Annotated in this window: 7 protein-coding genes; 5 read left to right on the top strand and 2 right to left on the bottom strand. The window is 43.3% G+C overall.

Annotated features, from left to right (window positions below; all coding sequences use genetic code 11):
• Nucleotides 1-410 precede the first annotated feature (410 nt).
• The 5 genes from F6K38_RS15690 to F6K38_RS15670 all read left to right on the top strand — a co-directional run bounded on the left by F6K38_RS15690 (nt 411) and on the right by F6K38_RS15670 (nt 4,131).
• On the top strand, nt 411-1,049 hold the full coding sequence (locus F6K38_RS15690; protein WP_008178020.1) for a peroxiredoxin: 639 nt from the start codon (nt 411-413) through the stop codon (nt 1,047-1,049).
• A 118-nt stretch (nt 1,050-1,167) separates the two neighbouring features.
• Nucleotides 1,168-2,154, top strand: a complete 987-nt coding sequence (locus F6K38_RS15685; RefSeq protein ID WP_287356904.1) for a cysteine synthase A — start codon at nt 1,168-1,170, stop codon at nt 2,152-2,154.
• Between the two features lie 541 nt (nt 2,155-2,695).
• Nucleotides 2,696-3,091 (top strand): hypothetical protein, encoded by a 396-nt coding sequence (locus F6K38_RS15680; protein ID WP_008178024.1) that lies wholly within the window; start codon nt 2,696-2,698, stop codon nt 3,089-3,091.
• Between the two features lie 334 nt (nt 3,092-3,425).
• On the top strand, nt 3,426-4,019 hold the full coding sequence (locus F6K38_RS15675; RefSeq protein WP_008178027.1) for an RNA polymerase sigma factor: 594 nt from the start codon (nt 3,426-3,428) through the stop codon (nt 4,017-4,019).
• A complete protein-coding gene (locus F6K38_RS15670; protein WP_287249629.1) occupies nt 4,006-4,131 on the top strand; it encodes a hypothetical protein in 126 nt (41 codons plus the stop codon). The genes F6K38_RS15675 and F6K38_RS15670 overlap by 14 nt, the downstream gene beginning before the upstream one ends.
• Before the next feature lie 143 nt (nt 4,132-4,274).
• Here F6K38_RS15670 and F6K38_RS15665 read toward each other — a convergent pair whose 3' ends face one another.
• On the bottom strand, nt 4,275-4,640 hold the full coding sequence (locus F6K38_RS15665; protein WP_143764181.1) for a hypothetical protein: 366 nt from the start codon (nt 4,638-4,640) through the stop codon (nt 4,275-4,277).
• Nucleotides 4,641-5,154: 514 nt separating this feature from the next.
• A complete protein-coding gene (locus F6K38_RS15660; RefSeq protein ID WP_008178032.1) occupies nt 5,155-6,414 on the bottom strand; it encodes a glycosyltransferase family 4 protein in 1,260 nt (419 codons plus the stop codon).
• Nucleotides 6,415-6,631: the final 217 nt, after the last annotated feature.

Here is a 6,631-nt window from a genome sequence, read left to right as displayed (position 1 = left end):
CCTGCTACGTGACCGCAGTCCCGCGACCTACTCTCCCTGACCCCTGACCCCTGACCCCTGACCGCTGACCCCTGACCGCTGACCCCTGACCGCTGACCCCTGACCCCTGACCCCTGACCGCTGACCCCTGACCCCTGACCGCTGACCCCTGACCCCTGACCGCTGACCCCTGACCCCTGACCCCTGACCGCTGACCCCTGACCGCTGACCCCTGACCCCTGACCGCTGACCGCTGACCGCTGACCGCTGACCGCTGACCGCTGACCGCTGACCGCTGACCGCTGACCGCTGACCGCTGAATAAAGAATTCCTAAGCCAATCCTAAAATAGATCTAAAAGCTGACCGATAAACTTGAGTTTTGTGGCACGATAACTATCCTGACAAGAAAAAATAGCAACAGGATTTAGCCATGACTCTACGATTGGGGGATACCGTACCCGACTTTACTCAGAATTCCAGCGAAGGGGAGATTAATTTGTATGAATGGGCAGGAGATAGCTGGGTGGTGCTGTTTTCTCACCCAGCCGACTACACCCCAGTTTGCACTACCGAGTTAGGTATGGTTGCTAAACTCAAGCCCGAATTTGAGAAGCGCAATGTTAAAGTGCTAGCCTTGAGCGTGGATGATGTTGACTCCCACAAAGGCTGGATTGGAGATATCAACGAAACCCAGACAACAACGGTCAACTACCCGATTTTGGCGGATCCAGATAAAAAGGTGTCTGACCTTTACGATATGATCCACCCCAACGCTGACAATACCCTAACCGTACGCTCTGTTTTCGTCATCGACCCACAGAAGAAATTGCGGTTAGTGTTAACCTACCCTGCTAGCACCGGTCGTAACTTTGACGAAATCCTGCGAGTGATTGACTCCCTACAGTTGACCGATGACTATAAAGTTGCTACTCCCGTTAACTGGACAGACGGGGGTGACTGTGTTATTGTACCCTCCATCAAAGATCCAGAAGAGTTGAAGGAACGGTTTCCCAAAGGATATGAGGAAATTAAGCCCTATCTGCGGATGACACCCCAACCGAACAAGTGAAATAATTATCTAGTCTGAAGGATGAAGGATTAAGGATACTTCATCCTTCATTCTTTAGAATTTAGAATTTAGAATTTAGAATTTAGAATTTAGAATTTGTAATTTAAACTTGATTTAAATGGATATCAAAGCAGGTTTTGTTGATACAGTTGGTAATACACCACTTATTCGCTTAAACAGCTTTAGCGAAGAGACGGGTTGTGAAATTCTAGGGAAAGCCGAGTTTCTCAATCCAGGAGGTTCTGTAAAAGACCGAGCTGCCCTCTATATTATTAAAGATGCAGAAGAAAAAGGCTTACTAAAGCCTGGGGGTACAGTTGTTGAAGGAACCGCTGGCAATACGGGCATTGGTCTAGCCCATATCTGTAATGCTAAGGGATACAAGTGCCTGATTATTATCCCGGAAACTCAATCCCAAGAAAAAATGGATACCCTCAGAACCCTGGGAGCTGAAGTTCGCCCAGTGCCAGCAGTACCCTACAAAGACCCGAATAATTATGTAAAGCTTTCTGGACGCATTGCCCAAGAGATGGATAATGCCATCTGGGCGAATCAGTTTGATAATTTGGCAAACCGACAGGCTCATTATGAAACTACTGGGCCAGAACTGTGGCAGCAAACTGACGGGAAAATTGATGCTTGGGTCTCAGCAACTGGGACAGGTGGAACCTATGCAGGGGTAGCGATGTATTTGAAAGAAAAAAATCCTAACCTTCAATGTGTAGTGGCTGACCCCATGGGTAGCGGTTTGTACAGTTATGTCAAGACCGGTGAAATTAAACCGGAAGGTAACTCTATTACAGAAGGTATCGGTAACAGCCGTATTACTGGGAATATGGAAGAGGCTCCCATTGATGATGCCATTCAAATTGATGACCACGAATGTCTCCGGGTAGTTTACCAGCTGCTGAGCCGGGATGGATTATTTATGGGAGGGTCTGTCGGGATTAATGTCGGAGCTGCTGTTGCTCTGGCTAAACAAATGGGACCTGGTCATACAATTGTGACTGTACTTTGTGATGGCGGTGGTCGTTATCAGTCACGGCTATTCAATCAGGAATGGTTGGTATCTAAAGGACTTTCTGTGGGTGATTGCAGCTCTTGAGGAAAAAGGCTGAAGGGTCATTAATCTAGTCATCTTTGTAAGTATTCAGCCAATGGCAACGGGAAACGGGGAACAGGGAGCAGACAGAAATCCTTGACACTTATTACTAACTAATCTTTAAGCTTAACACAAATAAAAACAAATAAAAGTACCCTTTCGAGTACTGTCACAGATGCCAGCAAACTTGGTATTGTAATTGATATAGATCAATATCAAGCCTTGCTCTGTCAGCACCTTGAGCAACCTAGGCACCACGGATGTCCCTAAAAAGACACCTACACACACTGGTGCCAAGGCTTTTCACTTTGGAAAGACACCTCAAGTCAACTGAGCTTTTGGTTATAACTTGAACCATTACTCCTTCGCTCTCTGGGGCCTAGGGGCTGATAGCTGTTTGCAGAAAGTGTAGCATGGGCGTCGCGGGTTAGCTGACCGATCAAACTAGATCAGTGTCACAAATCAAGACTTAATTCTCATTATTTATTAAGAATAATGATGAGGCTTCTTCAAGAAAAACTGAAGTAAGAAGCCTGAACTTCGTATGTTGATTTTTCTAGAGGAAGTACACCAGATGCAAACCCAAGACCTCCTAAAATCCCCTAATCGTCAAAAATTTGATGCAGTAGTTGATTCTAGCTGGAAACAAAAAGAAAACTCTGAGGTATATACATTTATTAAACGCCAACTCAAGTACTTCAATCTTGAACAGGAACTTGATATAGGCCAGATACTTTTTGAGGGCTGTATTCGTGGCGTTAGCAAAATTGAATCTGGACAAGATATTCAAGACCCCTCAGACTGGCTAAAATCTACCTGCTTCTACATAATCCTAGACCATATCCGAATCACTTACGTCTACAGCAGTTCTGACTGGGAGCTAAGCACAGGCAATTGGGAGCAAGCATCCCAAGGGCACGCCATGGGCACCTACAACTAATGTGGCAACTAATGTGGCAACTACTGATGTGGTAATTCCTTGATGATCACAAGGGCTATAGTCATTAGGGTCAGCAAGGACAAATGTAAGTAGCGAGGCATACTAAAACACCGCTATGGAAAGATTTTTTATGCCAATTTGGCAACACAGCTCGGTAACCTCATTGTTTCATGGTTATACCCTTGATGAATTTATTTTACCCTACCTACTTATCAATGTCACAAATCGAGACTTAATCGTCACTAAGTGAGTAATAGTGATGATAAGTTTTATCAAATACAATTGAAAGTCAGGGGCATCATGTGCTTTTATTTTTCCCGAGGAACTACACTAGATGCAACCTAGAAAACCTCCAAAGTCCCCTAATCGTAAACAATTTGATGCCGCTGTTAATTCTCTTTTAAACCAAAGAAATAAATCGGGATTGTTTGCATTTATTGAATTTAGACTAAAGCAGTTCAATCTTGAACACAAATTTGATATCTTTGACATATTTATTGAAAGCTATATTCGCGGAGTTAGCAAAATTGAATCTGGACAACATATTGAAAATCCATCAGCTTGGCTAAGAACAACCTGCTTAAATGTGATTAGAGAGCATTTTGCTAAGAAAGGAAAGCATTGGAAAAAAGAACGTGAATTTAGCTCTATAGAATACCAGATTAGCTCTAATGATGCTTCCGATTATTTATCGGATCAATATGTCAAGGAAATACTGTCAGATATTAGACAACTAGTAAGTCCTCTAGATTTTGATATTTTTGTGTTACGAGTCATGGAGGAATTGTCCTGGATTGAAATTGAAGAACGCCTGAACTTGGCAAGTAATACAGCGTTGCGAAAACGATATCAGCGTATGAGGAAAGTTTTGAGAGATTATTTTTTTGATATCGACAACTCTATGCTCGAAGACTATGGCTTATCCTGAAGTAAGCATATGCGCTACGCGCACGCTACTTGAGGTGCCGTCAGCTGTCAGCCGTCAGCTAAAAGCTCACGGGTGCGCGTTCAGCCGTCAGCTGTCAGCCGTTAGCCGTTAGCCGTCAGCTTATTTTATTAAAAAGCACCTCAAGTAGCACCATCTGTAGCCCATAAGCTGATAGCTGATAGCACCTCAAGTAGCGTGCGCGTAGCGCTAATCGCTGATAGCTGATACGCGACACGCTGATAGCTTAGATTATTCTTAAAGATTTCCAGTGAAACAAGCAAATTTATGACGTAGAGTTTCACTGGTCTTAGGTGATTTCTGGGAAACAAAGATTTCTAAATACTCTTCTAACTTAGCGATTTGGTTTTTATAGGTATCAATATCATTGTCACTCAGCCAGCTAAATTGTTTAGCTATAACTAGATCAGCTTTATCTATCAACAGGTTAAGGATTTGGTCAGCTTCAGCTAGTTCGAGGATCTCAGCCATACGGTTGCTGTCTGACACAGACAAAGTTGGACGCGCTGCCAGTTGGCAATACTCCAGCAATAGTTCCAATCGGCGTAGATTTGATTGGGTTGGGCTTTCTGTTGAGATCGTGTACATAGAAAATCTGTTCATCTCACACTGGTTACTTTGATTGGGCTTCAGTCTTGATTGGGCTTCACTACATTAGTGAGATTTTTGCTGTAATTAGGACAAGAATCCAAGGAATTTTACAAAAGCTTTATATCTCAGAGGTTTTTTGTGAAGCAACCATGAAGCTTGAAGGGTAAAGGTGGAAGGTTTAAGGTTGATCAGGTTGAAGGTTGAAGGTTGAGGTTGATCAGGTTGAATGTTGAAGAGGTTGAATGTTAATCAGGTTGAAGGTTGAATGTTGAAGAGGTTGAAGGTTGAATGTTGACAAGGTTGAAGGTTTAATAACCAGCTAACCTGTAACCAGCTAACCTGTAACCTGTAACCTTCAACCTGATAACCTGATAACCTGATAACCTTCAACCTGATAACCTTCAACCTGATAACCTTCAACCAGATAACCTTCAACCTGATAACCTTCAACCTGATAACCTTCAACCAGATAACCTTCAACCTGATAACCTTCAACCTGATAACCTTCAACCTGATAACCTGTTCCCTATTCCCTGTTCCCTATTCCCTTTGCTATATGACTTAGAATGTCTACCGTAGCTTGCCCAGTTTTTTGCCAACTAAATTCACTGGCTCTAGCAAGACCTGCCATACGAAGATGCGATCGCATTTGAGAATCGGTTGCTACTGCTGCCATAGCTGCTGTGATTTCCTCAGGGTTGTAAGGATTGATTAATATAGCGGCATCTCCAGCTACTTCCGGTAAGGAGGAGAGATTGGCTGTAATTACAGGAGTACCGCAAGCCATTGCCTCTAATACAGGGATACCGAAGCCTTCCCAAAGACTGGGGAATACAAATGCGATCGCATTTCTAATCATGGTCGGTAACTGGTGCTGAGGAACATATCCCAGGAATTTGACCTGACTGGATATATCCAGTTGTTCCGCTTGGGCTTCCAGCAATGGTGTGTAGCGTTTATCCGTTGCGCCAGCAATCCAGAGTTGGTAGTCGTGGCAATTGGCTAGACCAGCGAAAGCCTCAATCAGCCGATGGAGGTTTTTGTGGGGGTCTGGGCGTCCGATGTAGAGAAAATAGGGACAATTTTCCCGGTTTTCCCGATCTTTTTCACCATCTACTGTATCCACATAATTAGGACTTACGAAATTTAGTTGGTTTTGCCCCCCTGCCCCCCAATTCTGGGGGGTAATGATGTCAAAGTCCCCCAGAATTGGGGGATTTAGGGGGCACTTGCGTAAGTCCTGATAATAATAGTGATTGGCATCGTAAGCCAGTAAGATCGGGGTGATTTTTGCGGCTGGAATCTCGAAGAAGTCAGTAAGGTCTCTAGCAGTAGCCCTAGAGTTACAGATGATGTGTTCTGCTTGACCAAGAACTTGGGGGATATAGTAGCGTTGGTAGGTAGTTAAGGGTGAGAAACCCTGGGGAAACCGTAACCCAATCAAATCATGAACCATTACCACATAGCGGCAATTGGTAAAGAGGGGAGCTTCTGGAACTGGAGAAAACAAAAGATGCGTTCGCAATTTTTTATAAATTCGCGGCAGTTGAAACTGAGTCCACAACAGACGGCGAAAATGTCCTTTCGTGCCTTGTTCAGGGCTTAAATTCCCTGGAATTGGGTAGCAAGTGTAGGTAGTAGCACTACAGAAACGGCTAGACGCAGTGGGAGAAATCAGTAGAGTAGGGTCGAGAGGTTTTAAATAAGGAAAAAGATTAGCGGCATAGTTAGCAATACCCGTGGGTTGGGAAAATAGAATCGAGAGATTAACCAACAACTGGCTCATAAGGAAAGAATTAAGAATTAAGAATTAAGAATTAAGAATTAAGAATTAAGAATTAAGTATGAGCTATTTGTAAATGCTATATAAGGCAATAGTAATTATAATTTTAAGGGAATCATCCTCAAAACAAATACTTTACATCATAAGTGCGATCAACGCTATAATTTTTGTTGACTTTTTTAAAAAAATTAACGTTACTTAACCCCTTTCTGTTCCCTAC

Origin of the sequence: Moorena sp. SIO3B2 (assembly GCF_010692525.1) — a bacterium.
Taxonomy (GTDB): Bacteria; Cyanobacteriota; Cyanobacteriia; order Cyanobacteriales; family Coleofasciculaceae; genus Moorena; species Moorena producens.
The sequence above is the reverse complement of the archived record's forward strand: the minus strand, read 5'-3'. Positions and strand labels throughout refer to the sequence as shown.